The organism is Psychrobacter sp. Choline-02u-9, from assembly GCF_002836505.1.
GTDB lineage: Bacteria > Pseudomonadota > Gammaproteobacteria > Pseudomonadales > Moraxellaceae > Psychrobacter.
Genome location: NZ_PJBF01000059.1, coordinates 72386 through 89101 on the forward strand (window position 1 = coordinate 72386; position 16716 = coordinate 89101).

General features: G+C 40.1%; 13 protein-coding genes. All 13 read left to right on the top strand.

Going from position 1 to position 16716, the window contains the following annotated elements:
- Nucleotides 1–133 precede the first annotated feature (133 nt).
- The 13 genes from CXF69_RS11700 (at nucleotide 134) to CXF69_RS11760 (ending at nucleotide 16505) form a co-directional block, all read left to right on the top strand.
- A complete protein-coding gene (locus CXF69_RS11700; protein WP_101206232.1) occupies nucleotides 134–2395 on the top strand; it encodes a polysaccharide biosynthesis tyrosine autokinase in 2262 nt (753 codons plus the stop codon).
- Between the two features lie 58 nt (nucleotides 2396–2453).
- On the top strand, nucleotides 2454–4463 hold the full coding sequence (locus CXF69_RS11705) for a polysaccharide biosynthesis protein (protein WP_101206231.1): 2010 nt from the start codon (nucleotides 2454–2456) through the stop codon (nucleotides 4461–4463).
- A 145-nt stretch (nucleotides 4464–4608) separates the two neighbouring features.
- The gene (locus tag CXF69_RS11710) at nucleotides 4609–5925 is read left to right on the top strand and encodes a lipopolysaccharide biosynthesis protein (RefSeq protein ID WP_101206230.1); all 1317 of its coding nucleotides are present in this window, start codon (nucleotides 4609–4611) and stop codon (nucleotides 5923–5925) included.
- Between the two features lie 69 nt (nucleotides 5926–5994).
- On the top strand, nucleotides 5995–7011 hold the full coding sequence (locus tag CXF69_RS11715; protein WP_101206229.1) for a glycosyltransferase family 2 protein: 1017 nt from the start codon (nucleotides 5995–5997) through the stop codon (nucleotides 7009–7011).
- Nucleotides 7004–8194: a hypothetical protein gene (locus CXF69_RS11720; RefSeq protein WP_101206228.1), complete on the top strand. Its 1191-nt coding sequence runs from the start codon at nucleotides 7004–7006 to the stop codon at nucleotides 8192–8194. The genes CXF69_RS11715 and CXF69_RS11720 overlap by 8 nt, the downstream gene beginning before the upstream one ends.
- Nucleotides 8195–8207: 13 nt before the next feature.
- Complete coding sequence (locus CXF69_RS11725; protein ID WP_101206227.1) at nucleotides 8208–9290, top strand: polysaccharide pyruvyl transferase family protein; 1083 nt, start codon at nucleotides 8208–8210, stop codon at nucleotides 9288–9290.
- On the top strand, nucleotides 9287–10333 hold the full coding sequence (locus CXF69_RS11730; protein ID WP_101206226.1) for a glycosyltransferase family 2 protein: 1047 nt from the start codon (nucleotides 9287–9289) through the stop codon (nucleotides 10331–10333). The genes CXF69_RS11725 and CXF69_RS11730 overlap by 4 nt, the downstream gene beginning before the upstream one ends.
- A gap of 5 nt (nucleotides 10334–10338) precedes the next feature.
- Nucleotides 10339–11451: a glycosyltransferase gene (locus tag CXF69_RS11735; protein ID WP_220455983.1), complete on the top strand. Its 1113-nt coding sequence runs from the start codon at nucleotides 10339–10341 to the stop codon at nucleotides 11449–11451.
- A 39-nt stretch (nucleotides 11452–11490) separates the two neighbouring features.
- Nucleotides 11491–12531 (top strand): EpsG family protein, encoded by a 1041-nt coding sequence (locus tag CXF69_RS11740; protein ID WP_101206224.1) that lies wholly within the window; start codon nucleotides 11491–11493, stop codon nucleotides 12529–12531.
- Nucleotides 12531–13421 carry a glycosyltransferase family 2 protein gene (locus tag CXF69_RS11745; protein WP_101206223.1) on the top strand — a complete coding sequence of 297 codons (891 nt, stop codon included), beginning with the start codon at nucleotides 12531–12533 and terminating at the stop codon, nucleotides 13419–13421. The genes CXF69_RS11740 and CXF69_RS11745 overlap by 1 nt, the downstream gene beginning before the upstream one ends.
- A complete protein-coding gene (locus tag CXF69_RS11750; RefSeq protein ID WP_101206222.1) occupies nucleotides 13422–14549 on the top strand; it encodes a glycosyltransferase family 4 protein in 1128 nt (375 codons plus the stop codon).
- Complete coding sequence (locus CXF69_RS11755) at nucleotides 14550–15161, top strand: sugar transferase (RefSeq protein WP_101206221.1); 612 nt, start codon at nucleotides 14550–14552, stop codon at nucleotides 15159–15161.
- A gap of 144 nt (nucleotides 15162–15305) precedes the next feature.
- Entirely contained in the window at nucleotides 15306–16505 is a 1200-nt protein-coding gene (locus CXF69_RS11760; protein ID WP_101206220.1) for a DegT/DnrJ/EryC1/StrS family aminotransferase, read from the top strand.
- Nucleotides 16506–16716: the final 211 nt, after the last annotated feature.

Below are 16716 nucleotides of genomic sequence, written 5' to 3' on the forward strand. Positions count from 1 at the left end.
TAGGAAGTAGAGTGATAGATTTTATAAGGTGCGATTAGGCAGAGAGCAATCTAACTGCAGTCAAGGGCAGTTAGGGTCTTGGAGCTAAGCGAAAGCTATTAAGCGATTAACATTGAATAATGGGTATATGGTTATGAATAATATAGATTCAAAAGACCTATCGACACCTAAGGGTGACAACGACAATGACAACATCGACTTAACAGCGCTGGTTTTGGTTTTGTTGCGTGGCTGGAAAGTCATAGCGCTCATGGCAGCAATCGGACTCTTAATAGGATTTTTCTATACACGCTATATTAATCCGACCTTCAAGTCTGATGCGCTGATCCAAATTGAAGAAAATTCCCAAGGAGTCGATGCGCTTGGGGCGAATATCTCAGAGTTGGTCGGAGAAGAAGTGAGCAAGGCTGAGGCAGAAGCCGAGCTTATACGGTCTCGGATGATACTAGAGCCAGTCGTCGATATGCTACATCTAGACATCAAACTGACCGATCCTAATATTGGCTATCTCGATAAAATAACAAACGACCGCATTAATACTCAGTTGAACACAAATGATGGTGTGTCTTTGAGCACAAAAAACGGTTCCGTACAAATCAATCAGTTCGATGTTTCACCAGCGTATTTAAACCAGTCTTTTACGCTGTCACAGTCTGACACAGGATTTGTCTTGAGTAATGGACTAGATGATTTCAAAGGACAATTGGGTCAGCCGCATCAGTTCAATGGGGTAAACGGTGAGATTAACATTACGGTGACTGAGCTACCTGCAGACGGTTACCCTATTGGCATCACTCAGCAGACCTTAAAGACCACGACAGACGCAATGAATAGCGCATTGTCTGTGGAAGAAAAAGGCGATAAAACCAATATTATTCAGCTGTCGATGACAGGCACAAACCAACAGCAAATCACGACCACACTTGATCAGATAGTCCAGTCATATATCGATCAAAACCAATCTCGTGGTACAGAAGAAACCACCAAAACATTGGCTTTTATGGAGACGCAGATTCCAGCATTAAAAGAGAAATTAGACACCTCTGAAGCTCAGTTCAATGAGTTTCGTAAAAAGCACGGCACCATCGATGTAGGTAAAGAAGCTGAGTTATTATTAAATGAAAAGTCTCGAATCGATGAGCAGCTCAATGATCTCAAATTAAAGAGAGCCGATCTAACGACTTACTATACCAATGAACACCCACTCGTCATCCAGATCAATGAGCAACTAAAAGTCCTCAACAGTCGAATAGGAGCGATAGGTAGCACCGTCGCAGGACTGCCTGAAATACAGCGAGAGTTCTTAAAGCTATCAGAAGATACAGCTATCAATAGAGAGATTTACCTCACGCTGCTCAAAAACTATGAGCAACTAAAAATCGTTAGAGCTGGTCAGGTTGGTTATGCCCGTATTCTAGACCGACCGACCAGTACCTTCGACGCCATTGCGCCAAACAAATTCCAAATTATGCTGTTGGCGCTACTCGTAGGTACTGTACTTGGGGTAATGCTGGTTCTAATCAGAAACTTAATTAGAAATGTCGTGAAGGACCCAGAGCATCTAGAGTCTAAAACGGGAATTCCTGTCATTGCAACGATTCCACGTTCGACCTCGATATCTAAGCTAGGTAGGAACAAAAAAAATACTGGTCGGATGCTTGCTCACGTTGATCACAACGGCTTGAGCTATGAAGCAATTAAAAATTTACGGACAAACCTTTTATTTGGTAAGACGACGAAGACAGCAGATGAGAAATCCGCTCAGACCATATTAATCACTGGAGAAAGTCCAGGTGTCGGTAAGTCTTTTATTACGGCCAATTTATCTGAGGTGTTTGCACAGCTTGACAAAAAAGTGCTGATTATCGATGGAGATATGCGTTTAGGAGAGCTGCATAAAATGTTTGGTATGAATCCAGACAGTGGTCTCACAGATTATTTATTGCAAGATAAAGATAGCACTCTATCAGCCGATAAGCCTCGATTAGATATTGATATGGCTAAGTTAAACCTTGAGAGCTTTATTCAGCCGACTGGTATGGAGCATATCGACCTTATATCGCGGGGGCGACCATCGCATAACCCGACTTCGTTATTGATAGGAGAGAGGTTCAATCATTTGATGGCAGCGCTCAAAACGAAGTACGACTATATCGTTATTGATGCACCTCCTATATTGGCTGCATCAGACGCCATGGTATTGGCACAGCATGCAGACAAAGTACTGATCGTCACCAAATTTGATCATTCAGTAGAAGGTCAGCTGGTCTATGCCATCAAACAGATGAGTAAAGCAAACGTACAAGTCGATGGCATCATCTTAAATGACATACAGCAAAGTATCTTGAACAGGTACAGCTATCACTACCATTATGCTTATGGACACAATTCATAGTTAGTGACTGTTCATTGTCCATGGCAAACGAGCGTCATAACTTAAGTAGGTGGATCTTATGTTTATAAAAACAGAGTCTAACAATGCTTATCACACGCCAAGCGATCTCAATCGATGGTCGAAGCGTATGACGCTGTTTTTATTAGCCTTACCACGCTTTGCGAAATGCTCTATCTTATTTGGCATCGACTTTTCAGTTGCTGTCCTTTGTTTGATAGCGGCATTGGCACTGCGTCAAGGTTATGTCGATGATCAAATTGGCCCTATGGTGTTGGCTTTTTATGCATTGATACCTGTCGTCAGCTTATATCTGATTGGCTTTTATAGAGGCGCCTCTAGAGGGTTTTTCGATGCGGCGATGGGTCGAGTACTACAGTTGTTTTTATTACTTATTATCGTTTATCAGTTCATCATTTATGTGAACCCAGTGTCAATGATGCCGCGCTCAGCGCCAATTATATTTTTGTTCTTATTCTTTATTTGGTTATGGAACAGTCGGCTAATGATTCGTGGGTTGCTGAATCGACTACAGAAACCAGACAATCAAGATCGCCTAGATAGTTGCTGTGATAACGTGATTATTTATGGTGCAGGATCGGCTGGTAGAGAGCTATTAGAGAGCTTGAGACATTCTCATAAATACAATGTAGTGGCATATATTGATGATGATCCGCAGCTGATAGGGGCTTATTTACATGGTAAAAAAATATATGCTGCTCATGCGTTACCTTGGTTAATAGAAAAATTAAATGTCGCGCAAGTGATTTTGGCAATGCCTTCTATGAGCCGTGGTCGTAAAAAACAGATTATGGATAGCCTGTCAGGTGTTTCTGTCAAATTAAAAGATTTACCGAGCTTACGAGAGCTTGCTGATGAGATCGTAACAGTCAGCCATATACGTCCGGTTGATATACTAGATGTGCTTGAAAGAGAGACTGTAGAGCCAGTTGCTGAGCTCCTCCAAAAAAACATTACGGGTAAAAACGTACTCGTAACAGGGGCAGGGGGTTCTATTGGGAGTGAGCTGTGTAGACAAATCATGAAAAATAAACCTGCATGCTTGGTGTTATACGAGCAGTCTGAATACGCTTTGTACACAATCGATCAGGAACTTAGAAGTCTCATCGCTAGTAATGTCATTAGTAATATTGAATATCAAGATACTGAGATTGTCAGCATCATTGGAAGCGTGGGCAACGAAAAAAAATTAATCAATATATTCGAAAAATACCATATAAAAACGATTTATCACGCTGCAGCATACAAACATGTACCGATTGTCGAGTCCAATCCATTTGAAGGCACAATCAACAATACTAAAGGCACCTACCATTGTGCCTGTGCCGCGATAAAAGCTCATGTTGATACGTTTGTACTGATCTCTACTGACAAAGCAGTGCGTCCGACCAACGTGATGGGAGCCTCCAAACGCTTGGCTGAGCTTGTCTGCCAAGGTCTGAGCCAAAGCAACAGTCATACATGTTTTAGTATGGTGCGTTTCGGTAATGTCTTGGGTTCATCGGGCTCTGTAGTACCACTATTCACCAAACAAATTGAGCAGGGTGGTCCGATTACCATCACCCATCCAGACATCACGCGCTATTTTATGACTATACCGGAAGCAGCCAGTTTGGTTATCCAAGCAGGGGCTATGGCGTTCGGTGGTGAAGTATTTGTACTTGATATGGGTGCACCCGTCAAAATCGTCGATCTTGCCAAACGTATGATTCGTCTGACAGGGTGCGAGCTAAAAGATGCGAGCAATCCTAATGGTGATATCGAAATTGTGTTTACTGGATTGCGGCCAGGTGAAAAGCTCTATGAAGAGTTAATCATTGGTGCTGACAACATAGAGACCACGTTTCATCCACTCATTATGCAAGCAATGGAGCATAGTTTTCCATTGGAAGATATCGAAGCTATCTTGTTTGAGTTTATCGAAAGATCAAAGCGGCACGATACTGAATGGTTGAAAGCACAATTTAGGACCTTCGTTGAAGGCTACCGAGAAGGCGATGAAGCTGATGTCACAAAGACAGATGTAGAGCAGTTAGAGGTGGTCGGTTAAGGAGTAGTAGTGATACTAAGTAAGGGTATTAAATAGCGGTGATAGGGTTGATATTGAAAAGATGATGAAATCACTTATTGGTAAGATTGTTTAGGATATGGTGATTTATATAAATGCTGTGACATACCAAATTGGATGATGAGTAATGGCCTCTGAAGCGTTTTTATCGATACAGAGCGTAATCAGTCGATTGAAAACCAGTCACTTTGTACGAGATGTGGCCATGGTTGGAGGCGGTATTGCTGCTGGTCAGGCAATCGCTATGGTCTTTATGCCGTTTCTCACCAGATTATATAGTCCTGAAGATTTTGGTATCGCTGCCGCATTTGCCGCAGTCATTAGTATTATTACTCCGATTGCGACCATGGGTTATGCCAATGCCATTGTGATGCCTGACAGTGACGAGGATGCCGCTGCCATTATTAGACTGTCTGTATTACTCAGTTTCTTTATAACGGCTATAGCGTTCATCGCTGTCTATTTCGGCAATGTTTATTTGGCACGATGGACGGGTATGGAAAGTGCACCATACATGTTGTATCTCATACCGTTGACGCTATTGGCCGGCGCGTTTCTATCTGTTGCTGATCAGTCTGCTATCAGAGTAGGTTTGTTCAAAGCCAAGGCTCGTGCTTATGTAGAGAGCAAGTTTGTGACAGATATCAGTAAGTTAGTAGGGGGTATGTGGGCCCCCTCTAGTATGTTGCTTATTTTATTAACGATAGCAGGACAGCTCACGAATTTTATGATGCAGATGCTTCGGGTGCCTAGGATTGGTGTATTAAATGTCCGAGACTGGTTTGGCACAGTTGGTATTCGTAACGCTGCTATATCGCAGCGTGACTTTGCCATATACCGTATGCCGCAAAGTATGCTTAATGCTGCTTCAGTAGGGCTGCCAACTATCTTGTTAGCATCACTATTTAGTGCTTCTGCTGCTGGGCAGTATTCGTTGGCTGTTCTTGTACTTGGTGCACCAGCGATGTTGTTAGGGCAAGCTGTTGGAGAGGTTTTTTATCCTAAGATTACGCGTGCGATCACATCAAAGTCACCAGAAGCTTATCAATTTTTATTAAAAGTGACGGTAATTCTATTGGTGGTTGGTATTGTTCCCTTCGGTACAGTGTTCGTTTTTGGCGATTACCTTTTTTCTTTAGTATTTGGCACAGAGTGGGCATTAGCAGGGAGTTATTCGCAGTGGCTTTCTATTTGGCTTTTGACCAGCTTGGTATCAGGTGCAAGCACTGCGGCATTGCCAGCATTACGTTTGCAGCGTTTTCTTTTGATTAGAGAGATTTTTGCAGTGATATTTCGTGCTGCAGCGCTGTATGTAGGTTTTTACGTTTTTGAGTCAGATATGGTAGCCATTGCCCTGTTCTCATTTGTTGGGGTCTTGCTTAGCTTATCTATCGTTTATGTCGCTTTTCGGCGTCTGGTTCATATTCATAAAGTGCAGCAGTAGGTAAATATGTTGACTGCGTTGGATGGCACAAAGGATATGCATTAGAAGTCTCAACTCAAGAGGCTCACTATGATTTCAGTTATTATTGCCGCATTTAATGCCGCTGTCACTATTGATCGTTGTATTAGTAGTATTGACATTGCGAAAAAGAACCATGAGATTGAGTTGATCGTTATTGACGATGGTTCTAATGATGACACTGCTAGGTTATTGCACAGGTGGGAAAGTGATAGGGCATGGGTTACGGTGAAATATCAAAAAAATGGAGGCCTGGCAGATGCTCGTAATACTGGGCTTGATACCGCAATCGGCGACTACATCGTTTTTATAGATGCGGACGACACTATCGATGATTGGTATTTTGACTTTATCATTGCACAAACGGTTAATCGGGATATTGAGATGTTGGCGTTTGGTCATAAGCGCATCATGCTAAATGGCGATGTGCTCGAGCGCCGTAACATTACAGCAGAATATTCACAGCAGGAAATTCAAGCATTGCAACTGAGAGTGACAGAAAATAGAAATATATATTGGTATGCATGTACTAAAGTTTATAACAGAAAATTAATAGGCGATATACGGTTTGATTGTGACATAAAACTTGGTGAAGACGGTATTTTCAATATTGAATGCTTAAACAGAGCTAGTCATTTATCTGTCGTACTCGACTGTCCCTATAACTACTATGAAAATGTTACTTCGATGACGAGTTTGCAATATAAGCCAGGGCTGATCGAGTCTATAGAAGCAGACTACAACGCCAGAGTCAGGATACATGACTGGTCTATCGGTGCTACAGAGAGACAAATATTGCTATCAGATTTCGCACGTAGTTATATCGAGCATATGCTGCCATATTTACTCAATAATTTGGCTCATATTCAGATGAGAAAACGCCATGCAGAGTTGATGAAGATACGTCAGTCTTTCGTTTACCAGAGCTGTTTGCCACATTACCATCAACTGCACCCAGCACGCGGCATTCGTATTTTGATTTCATGTTTTTCACGACGTTGGTATGTGATGACATTGGCTTTTTTACAACTGTCTTGGTCTAAAGCGAAGGTAAAAAGACATGTTTAATATTGATTTGTTTCCTCAGGCTTTAAAAAGTGACAAAAATGGACAGACTCGTTCTTGTTTGCTGAAACAAACAACCATGGGTGAAAGTGTCACTGAGCAAGAGTTGTGGTTTGCATATCCTATCAATCTACCAATGCCAGAAGCCGATGATTGCGACTCTTACTTGTTAGCCACATTGTTGCCTGCGATGCAACTGCGTGCGGCTATTCGTGTCCATGGCAGTGTGTCCCACGAGCTATTAGCCAATCTGACAGAACTACAGTATGTCTGGAATAAATGGTTACCAGAGCGTTATTTTTTGATTGATATACAAGTTGATCGTATTAGAGCGCGCGACGTACAAGTAGAAGGTGCGATTGCTGCATTTTCTGGTGGTGTGGATGCACAATTTACCGCTTATCGTCATGCGACAGGCAGAGCAGGATATGCCACGCGAGATATTAAGGCAGGAGTTTTCGTGCATGGTTTTGATATACCTTTAGATGATACAGAAGGTTTTGATAGTGCTGTAGAGATAGCAACCAAAGTACTTTCTGATATTAATGTTGATCTACTGCCGGTTAAGACGAATGTTCGAGTATTGTGGTCTATCGATTGGGAAGAATATCACGCGGCTGCCATTGCCTCCGTTCTATGTGGATTGAAACGATATGCAGGAATTGGACTCATCGGTAGTGGCGATTCTTATGATGTATTACTTACTCCATGGGGATCACATCCCATAACAGATCCATTATTGAGCTGTGGCAATTTTAGAATTATTCATGATGGTGCAGGGTTTCGTCGATCTGAGAAGTTAATCATTCTTTCAAATTGGTCTATAGGCATACGAAATTTACGTGTTTGCTGGGCTGGTAATAGGCATGATGGAAACTGCGGTTACTGTGAAAAATGTGTACGAACTCGACTGAATCTCTTACTTGCAGGTGTTGATAACCCTGCTTGTTTTGACACCCCGATAGAGTCGTCACTTTTCAGGTTCATGGTTCTGAAAAGTGACGCTGTACGCATAGACTGGTCTCTAATTCGTCAAGAGATGATTGAAACGGGCAGGGGTCTTGAATGGCTTCCGTATATTGAAAAAGTACTCAAACGTAAATCATCTCCAAAATTGAGTAGGTTATTTCCTTTTGGGTCAAAACGTCGCATGTGGGTAAAAAAAATATTAATGAGAAATAAATAAGGGAGTGTCAAAAATGAATACTACCGCCATAAAAAAGCTCATACCACTTAGACTAAAAAAACACTTAGTTACTTATATGGGCGCGCGAGATTTACCCTTACCTAGTAGTAATCGATGCTTCATTTTTCTGGCGGCTGACTACGGTAATATTGGTGATATCGCTATCTCTTATGCTCAAAAGCAATATTTGCAACATGTGATGACTGATTATGAAGTTGTCAGTGTTCCTATTAGTCAAACCAGATTGGTGCTTAATTCGATTAAACAACAAATACAGCACGGAGATATTGTCACTATTATTGGGGGAGGAAATATGGGTAGCTCGTATCCTGATATTGAAGAGCTGCGCCAATTAGTTATCAATACATTTCCTAAGAATCGCGTTGTGTGTTTTCCTCAAACCTTGGATTGGAGTGATTCTGCTAAGTCTAAGCGAGCATTGCATCGTATCGTAAAGGTCTACGCCAAGCATCCAGATATACACATTTTCGCTAGAGAGTCGATGACAGCGGCCAAACTTATCAAGCTTTTTGCCGAGTATAGCAATGTCCATGTTGGGCTTGTGCCAGATATCGTTATGAGTGCAAATGCAGCAGTACTTGGGACGACAAATGACGTAGAGTCGTCAACTATTCTGCGATGCTTAAGGAATGACAAAGAAGCTGCTCTCTCCACTGAACAATACGGCTTTATAGATAAAGCCTTAGCAGATACTGGCTATCATATTGAAAAGACAGATACCCATGCTGGTGGTTCGCAACTCGATGAGGTACATTGCAAAAAATTATTGACTGACAAACTTAGCCAGTTTCGAGCTGCAAAATTGGTCGTGACTGACCGCCTACATGGCATGATTTTATGTTTACTATCGGGTACACCTTGCTTGGTATTGCCGAACTCCAATCATAAGATAAGGCAAACGCAATCAGACTGGTTACGTAATCATCCAAGGCTTGTGTTTTTAGAATTAGATGAGGTTGCTGAGATTTCAAAACATATCGACAAACTTCTATCCCTGTCTCATGGCACCATGAATGAGTCACCCGTTCATATCAATGAATACCATGATTTAGAAAAGTCGGTGGTTATTATATGACTAACGTAGCAGAGCCATTGGTGAGCATTATCGTGCCAGTATATAACGTCGCGCTATATATCGACGCGTGTTTAGAATCTATCAAGCAGCAAACCTATAAGAATATTGAAATCATTGTCGTTGAAGATTGCTCTACTGATAATTCAAAACAAGCGCTTGCCTTACATCTCAAAGATAAGCGTATCAGAGTCATTCAACATAATGAAAACAGTGGTCTTTCTGCTGCTCGCAATACTGGTATTAAATCTGCAGTAGGTGATTATATGATGTTTGTTGATTCTGATGACATTGTAGATACTCGCTTAGTGGCAGCTTGTGTAGATTGTGCTCTTACTACGAATGCAGAAGTAGTGACATATGGTTTTGCACCGTTCAAAGAAGGAGCGGCAGAGAATGAACTACCGTATCCAGCTGCTAGCTTGGCATCCGAGACAACCAAGATAGACGATTCGTATTTTAGCCTACCGCATTTTGCGTGGCTTAAATTTATTAAATCCAGTGTCGTGCAAACGGCTTCTCTAAGTTTTCCAGTGGGTTTGTATTACGAGGATTGGCCTTTCCATTGGCATCTTGGCTTATCTACTAAGGTTAGATATCAGTTGCCTATTAATTTTTACCTGTATAGACAGCGAGACACGTCGATTACGGGTTCAACAGATAAAAAGCTATTAGACCTTTTCGTTATTCATTCAAAAGTCATGAATCTAGTAGAAGACTATCAAGCGGATGAAGTTAAAAAAATACTCGCTAATAAAATACGACAAAGTCATTGGAGTATTCTCACCCGTATAGACAATGAGTATTTAGTAAAGGCATTAGTACAAGCTAAAAAAGCAGATAAAGCGCTACGACTAAAAGGCTATCAGAACAAGTGGACGTTAAGAAATATAGTAATCAGCAATATAGTACGTATGCCAAGCCAAATCGCGCTGCCTATAATGCAGGTGCTTCGTCAAGCATTAAAGAAAGAAACAAGGTTAAAAGGAAGTAAATTGGAAATAGTTAAGAGAAGCAAAGTTGGCTTTATGTTTCTTAAAAGGTAAATGATATGACTATCCGAAGAGTGCTGCACATAGTGGGGAAAATGGATCGTGCTGGGGCAGAGACCATGCTTATGAATTTATATCGTCATATAGATCATAGCCAGATTCAGTTTGATTTTGTCACTTTTACCGACGAGATCGGCGACTATGATGCTGAGATAACAGCGTTGGGCGGTAGGGTTATACCGATTTTAGCTGGTCATTCATTAACGCGCATGCTCAAACTTAACAAATTCCTTAAACAGCAGCCTGATTATCAAATCGTTCATGCTCATATGCTATTAAACAATGCTTTTCATCTGTTGGCTGCTAAAGGTGCTGGCGTGCCGCATCGCATTTCGCACTCTCATAGCACCAGTAATGGTAAAACCAATATTATTAAAAAAATATATGAACAATGGGCATTAATTACCAATCGTACATTGGCTACTAAGAGAATCAGCTGCGGTGATCGTGCTGCAAATTACTTATTTGGTACTACAAAAGATGTTTGGCTACTGCCCAATGCTGTTGATATACAGAAGATGATATCAGTCGCTAACCAATCACGGCATTATATCGATCAGAAGTTTGGTGCTAAAAGACTTGGAGATGAAGGGTTAAAAATCATCCAAGTTGGTCGTCTCAATGAGGTTAAAAACCATCAGTTTTCTTTAGAAATCGCTGAGCAGCTGAAAAAACGTCAGATCGACTTTACCTTATATATCGTTGGACAAGGTCCATTGGAAGACCAGTTAAGACGACAAGTGAAAGAGCAGGCCTTAGGGGATAACATTAAGTTTTTGGGTATGCGCACTGATATTACTGAGTTAATGGCCAGTGCTGACTATATGATTATGCCATCCCTGCATGAAGGTTTCCCAGTAGTCTTAGTAGAAAGCCAGACAGTAGGACTTATGGCATTGGTTTCTGATCAAGTATCAACTGAAGTAGATTTAGGACTTGGACTTGTATGTTTTTTGCCTATACAGTCAGCCAATGTTTGGGTGGATAGTTTGCTGAGTTTTCAGCCTCCAATATCCAATGAAGCAGAAGTAATAAAGACGCTAAATTTACATGGCTTTAGCGCCGCGACCAATTCGCAGAAGTTAACGCAAATGTATTTGAATATGCGATAAGGCTTTTACTTAATATTCAGCTACTTTATAGAGGGTTAAATGCTTCCTTATCTGTTAGTCCTTAGCCTTGTTGTTTTCTGGATAGTACTGGAGAAAAAATCTCTCAATCGTACGTCTTTTTGGCTGCCCTTAATTACTTTAGCCCTATTCGCAGGCGGTCGTAGCTATTGGGTCGGTACAGATACAGGGAGCTATACCAGAAATTTTAATAATAAATTGAGTCATGAATCCTTTAGATTTAATGAAGATGTTGAGTACGGCTACCAGCTATTTGAGTATTCGTTACTGCATGTGACAAATAACTATTTTTGGCTACTGATTATCACCAGTTTCGTTATCGTCTATTGTTATTTGAAAGTCATCAGAAGATACAGTGTGAACTATTGGCTCTCTGTATTTCTGTTTATTACGCTAGGCGTCTATACCTTTTCATTCAATGGATTGCGTCAAGGAATCGCAATGGCTTTGTTTACTTTGGCCATTCCTTATCTGCTAGAGAAACGGCTTTTTCCTTATCTATTAATATGTGCCATTGCATCGTTTTTTCATATCACGGCTTTATTTATCATTCCATTTTATTTCATTGTAAATTTGAGAGTGAAGCCAGCTTATAAAATACTTGCGACGTTTTTTGGGTCGTTATTCGTTAGTAGGTTACTCGTATCTTATATTTCATCTACTAATGATCGATATGAAGACTATGCAAAAGTATCTGAAGAGTCGGGCGGGTTTTTGACACTTGGGTTTTACACAGTGCTCATGCTTCTCATCATTATTGCGAGCTATGTATATAAAATTAAAGACAAAAGCTTTCAACAGCTATTGATGTTTTATGCATCAGGCGTGGTTTTTGTTATACCGCTAGCGCTGTTGGGTACTAGCGCTTCAGGCCCGCAAAGAATCATTTCGTATTTTACATGGACTTTGGTTTTGTTACTGCCTGTGGCTTTGAAAAAGATAAATAACATTTATGTCTATATCATCAGTGTGTTTATCTTCCTTGCGTATTTCATATTGACGACATCAAAGTTCAGCAATCTGAGTCCTTATATTATCAATCCTATGTTTGAGGTGTTCTGATGAAAAGTCACGCTTATATCTCAATTGGCATTCCATTTTATAATACAGAAAAATATCTAGAAGATGCTATATGTTCAGTTTTAGCTCAAACGTATCAATATTGGGAATTGATTTTAATTGATGATGGTTCTTCCGATAAATCATTGGAAATTGCTAGAGATTTTGAGAGTAGAGATACTAGGATCAGGGTGATATCTGATGGTTTAAATAAAAAATTACCCTATAGATTAAATCAAATTGTTCGTGAAGCCAAATATGATTATATTGCACGCATGGATGCTGATGACTTGATGAGTAACCATCGTCTTGAGAAGCAAATACAAGTATTAGAAAGTAATAAGGAAATTGATTTTGTTACTACAGGTTGTTTTACCATTGGTAAAAATAATGAGCTGACAGGTGTGCGATTAGGTGATAATTACCAAATGAATGCAAAAATGATTCTAGAGGGAGTGACTAATCTGTTACATGCTTCGCTATTAGCACGTAAAAGTTGGTATATAAGAAATAATTATGATGAAAGTAGAATTTTGGCAGAAGATTTCGATTTATGGTTACAAGCTGCAAAAAATAATGACTTAAATTATTTAGTTGTTGAACAACCTTTATATTGGTACAGAGTTGTTGAGAATGTAACTGTAAAAAAAATGATTCAAGGTTATGATATGCAAATGGAAATCATTAATAGTAATTATAAAGGTATAGTGTCTGTTAGTAGAAAAAATAAAATAATTAGGAGATTTAGGTTAAAAAAACTAGTGGTGAAATATTTAGGTTTTTTTAATCTCATGAGTATTTTGCTCAAAAGTAGGCATGATGATTGTAAAGACCAAGATATTAGTGATTATGGTGAAAGTTATTCAGAAATAAAAAGAATAGGATTATTCTAGATGATTATTATTATTATTGGTACGGTAGCTTCTAGTTTTTTAGGTTTCCGTGCTGACCTGATAAAGATACTGATTCAGAAAAATCATATTGTTTATGCGTTCACGTCAGAATATACAAATTCTGAACTAGAGAAAATTAAGTTGTTAGGTGCCATACCAGTCACTTATGAGCAAAAGCGAGGTGGTTTAAACCCTTTGGTAGATGTAATATCAACATATCTCTTAACAAATAAAATTAAAGCTATAGCACCGGATTTAGTATTTTCTTATTTTTCTAAACCAGTAATATTTGGTACTTTGGCAGCTAGGTGGGCTAAAGTACCTAAGGTAATAGGTATGCTTGAGGGATTAGGGTATACCTTTACTAAGCAACCCAAAGGCTTGATAAAAAGAACGCAATTAATAAAGCAAATACAAATAGCGTTGTATAGAATTTCTTTACCAAGGTTAGATACTCTCATCTTTCTTAACCCAGATGATCCAAATGACCTATTGGAAGAATACTCAATAAAAGTTAGAAAAGTAGAGGTTTTAGGGGGGATTGGTTTAAACCTTGATGACTATAGTTATTCAAACAACTACCCTAAAAACCCAGTATTTATTTTCATAGCAAGATTATTAGCAGAAAAGGGTATTCATGATTATATAGCCGCTGCTAAAATTGTAAAAAATATATATCCACAGGCAAGGTTTGTTGTGTTAGGAGCAATAGATAAAGTAGCTTTAGGTGCGTTGACAGAAGTAGAACTAAGACAAGTTATAAAGGCGAGTATTATAGAGTATCCAGGTCATGTTAATAATGTTTCAGACTGGATAACAAAATCTAGCGTATTTGTTCTCCCATCTTATTACAGAGAAGGTGTGCCGCGCAGCACTCAAGAAGCGATGGCAATTGGAAGACCTATTATCACTACTGATGTACCTGGTTGCCGTGAGACGGTTATTGATGGAGTAAATGGGTTTTTAGTAGAGAAATGGAACCCAAAAGCTTTGGCAGAGAAAATGATTTACTTTATAGAACATCCTGAACAAATTAAAGAGATGGGTGATGAAAGCTACAAGCTAGCACAAGAGAAATTTGATGCAGATAAAGTCAATAAACGACTAATAAATATGTTGGGTTTATAAATGATAAAACGACTATTTGACATTGTAGGTGCAACGATAGCGTTAGTAGTGCTGTCTCCTGTCTATGCTGCAACTGCATACAAGGTGAGTAAAAATCTTGGTGCGCCTGTTCTATTTCGTCAGATTCGTCCAGGTCTGTATGGCAAGCCATTTGAGATGATAAAATTTCGCTCAATGAAGGATGATATAGACGCAGATGGCAACCCTTTGGAAGATGGCGCGCGATTAACATCGTTTGGTAAAGCGCTGCGTAATACCAGCCTTGATGAGTTGCCTGAACTTTGGAATGTCATAAAAGGTGATATGAGTCTAGTGGGCCCGCGACCATTATTGATGGAATATCTGCCCTTATATAATGATGAACAAGCGCGCCGACACGATGTCCGCCCAGGTATTACAGGGTATGCTCAAGTCAATGGTCGCAATGCTATTGGGTGGGATGAAAGGTTTGCACTTGATACATGGTATGTGGATAATCAGTCGCTGTGGCTGGATATCAAGATTTTATTTAAAACAGTGGAAAAGGTCATTATCAAAGATGGCATTAGTGCTGAGGGAGAAGCGACTATGAGTAAATTCACGGGCAATAGTATTAATGAAGAAATGCTTTAAAAGTACTCTTTGCTAATAGCAATACAGTTAACCAAAAGATATTAGGCATCAAGAAAGTCATTATAGATAGCAAGGTTAATAACATAGTGAGCAGTTTATTGTAGAGCTGACACAACATTAGACATAAGTACCATAGAGGAACATATGCTAAATACCCCTTTTTCACCTTGGCCAAAATTTACGCAACATGAGGCTGATGCTGTCAGTCGAGTGCTACTATCTAACAAAGTCAATTATTGGACAGGCGAAGAATGTCGTCAGTTTGAGCGAGAGTTTGCTGACTGGACAGGTAGTAAATACGCAATAGCGTTGGGTAATGGCACCTTGGCATTGGATGTCGCGTTACAAGCACTTGATATAGGTGCCTGTGATGAGGTCATCGTCACACCGCGTACCTTTATTGCCAGTATTTCATCAATCGTCAATGCAGGTGCGACCCCCATCTTTGCAGATGTCGATGAAGCAACTGGTAATATTACCGCTGAGACCATCACAGCTGTACTGAGTGATAAAACCAAAGGTATCGTGTGCGTCCATCTGGCTGGCTGGCCATGTGATATGGAAAGCATTATGGCATTGGCAGATGAGCATGACCTATATGTCATTGAAGATTGCGCACAAGCTCATGGTGCACGATATAAAGGGCGAAGCGTGGGCAGTATTGGTCATATTGGGGCATGGAGTTTTTGCCAAGATAAGATTATGACCACAGGAGGTGAGGGTGGTATGGTCACCACCGATAGCGAGCTACTATGGCGGAAAATGTGGGCGTATAAGGATCATGGTAAGAGCTATGCGGCAGTCTATGAAACGGAGCAATCACCTGGCTACAATTGGCTGCATGAAAGCTTTGGCACCAATTTGCGTATGACTGAGATGCAAGGCGTTTTGGGGCGTATTCAACTAAATAAAATGAGTGAGTGGACAACTAAACGGACTGCTAATGCGCAAGCCATACTAGACGCCTGTAGTAAATGGGAGTCCAAAGGTTATCTTCTCGTGCCGAGACTAGAGCATTTAGCGCAATTCTCAAACGCTAACCATGCTTACTACAAATTATATGTCTATGTACAGTCCGATAATCTACCTGATGGCTGGACACGTGACCGCATTATTGAAGCAATTAATAATCAAGATGTGCCTTGCTTCTCTGGATCTGCGTCAGAAGTCTATTTGGAGAAGGCCTTTGATAATACAGGGTTGCGTCCAAGTATTAGATTGCCAATGGCGAAGAAGCTAGGAGAGAGTAGTCTCATGTTTCTAGTGCATCCTACGCTTACGGCGGCTGAAATTGAACTGACGATGCGGGCGATCGATAGTGTATTTGGTTCGATGGTCGAATAAAATGGCAATGAATGATTATTTTTAGAAATTTACTTTGTGGTCGATGCTACTCTTACTAAAAGCATAAGGTACATTTGCCTATATATAAGCAATACTGTTTAATTGACTTATTATAAAAAATTATCAGTGTGCAAGCTTTATCTTACGCTAGGATTTTGTAGCGTACACAGGTACAATATTACTCTTAGTCAAAGATTGACGAAGCAAAGGA